The organism is Streptomyces sp. NPDC059900 (genome assembly GCF_050270335.1).
In the GTDB taxonomy this organism is placed as follows: domain Bacteria; phylum Actinomycetota; class Actinomycetes; order Streptomycetales; family Streptomycetaceae; genus Streptomyces.
Window position 1 is genome coordinate 1 of sequence record NZ_JBNNJZ010001074.1, and the last position, 1,444, is coordinate 1,444.

2 protein-coding genes are annotated in these 1,444 nt (G+C 70.2%); one reads left to right on the forward strand and one right to left on the reverse strand.

Annotated elements, in window-relative coordinates; all coding sequences use genetic code 11:
• On the reverse strand, positions 1-789 hold a 789-nt coding region (locus ACQKIP_RS47330), incomplete at its 3' end, for a glycoside hydrolase family 3 N-terminal domain-containing protein (protein WP_427745852.1).
• Between the two features lie 138 nt (positions 790-927).
• Here ACQKIP_RS47330 and ACQKIP_RS47335 point away from each other — a divergent pair.
• Positions 928-1,444, forward strand: a 517-nt coding sequence (locus ACQKIP_RS47335) for an alpha/beta fold hydrolase (RefSeq protein ID WP_427745853.1), incomplete at its 3' end; no start/stop codon positions are given.

Below are 1,444 nucleotides of genomic sequence, written 5' to 3' on the forward strand. Positions count from 1 at the left end.
GATGCCGCCCCAGTCGGAGACCACGAGCCCGTCGAAGCCCCACTCCTCGCGCAGGATCCCGGTGACCAGGGCGCGGCTCTCGGCCACGTACGTGCCGTTGATTTTGTTGTAGGAGGACATGACCGTCCACGGCCGGGCCTCTTTGACCACGGTTTCGAACGCGGGCAGGTAGATCTCGCGCAGTGTGCGCTCGTCGACCTCGGCGGAGACCGTCATGCGCTCGGTCTCCTGGTTGTTGGCGGCGTAGTGCTTGACGGACACGCCCACCCCCTGGCTCTGCACGCCGTGGGTGAATGCGCTGCCCAGCGCACCGGCCAGCGCCGGGTCCTCGGAGTAGTACTCGAAGTTGCGGCCGCACAGGGGCGAGCGCTTCATGTTGATGCCGGGGCCCAGGACGACGGCGACGCGCTCGGCCCGGCACTCGCGGCCGATTGCCTCTCCCACGCGGGTGAGCAGGGAGGTGTCCCAGCTGGAGGCCAGGCCCGCGGCGGGCGGGAAGCAGGTGGCGGGGACGCTGTCGAGGAGGCCGAGGTGGTCGCCGCCCTCCTGCTGCTTGCGCAGGCCGTGCGGACCGTCGGACAGCATGATCGCGGGGATGCCGAGTCGTGCGACGGGCTGGGTGTGCCAGAAGTCCGAGCCGTCGAGGAGCTGTGTCTTCTCCTCCAGTGTGAGCTCGGCGATCAGCGCGGGGATGTCGAGCCGCGCGGCCTCGGTCGTGCGGGCCGGTGCCGGTGCCTGGCCGGGGTCGGCGGTGGTGCTCTGCGGTGGCGTGGTGCGGGGGACGGGCATGGCGGTGCCTCCTTGGGGGCGTGCGCGGGTCGGTGGGTGCGGCGGATGTTGGGTGGCGGTGGGTCTCTTGCCTGGCGGGTGCTCTGTGCTTTAAGAATGCTTACACGTGTAATCACCTCTGTGGAAGGTCTTCCAGCGATGAAGCTGAACATTCATGACAGTGGTCCCGGGGACGACGGGAGCGCCGGTGAGAAGGTCGCGCTGCTGATCCACGGCGGCATGTCCGACCACCGCACCTGGCATGCGTTCGAAGAGCACCTCATCGGCCTCGGCTACCGCGTCGTGGCCCCCGACCTGCGCGGCCACGGCCACAGCCCGCGCGGCGCCTACCGGCCGGAACTGCTGGCCGATGACCTGGTGGAAAACCTGCCTGCCGGAGCCGACGTGGCGATCGGGCACTCGCTGGGCGGCCTGTCCCTGGCCCTGGCGGCCTCCCGGTTGCGGCCCAAGCGCGCCGTGTACTCCGATCCCGGATTCCTGCTGCGCAATGTGCCGGCCGGGGCGCATGCGGGCATGCGGCAGATGGTCGCCTCCGCGACCGCCGAGAGCGTGAGCGCCATGAACCCGCGGTGGTCGCCGCAGGACGTGGCGGCGGAGCTGGCCGGCTTCGCGCTGTTCGACCCCGAATTCCTCTCCTGCATCGAGCAGTTCGAGC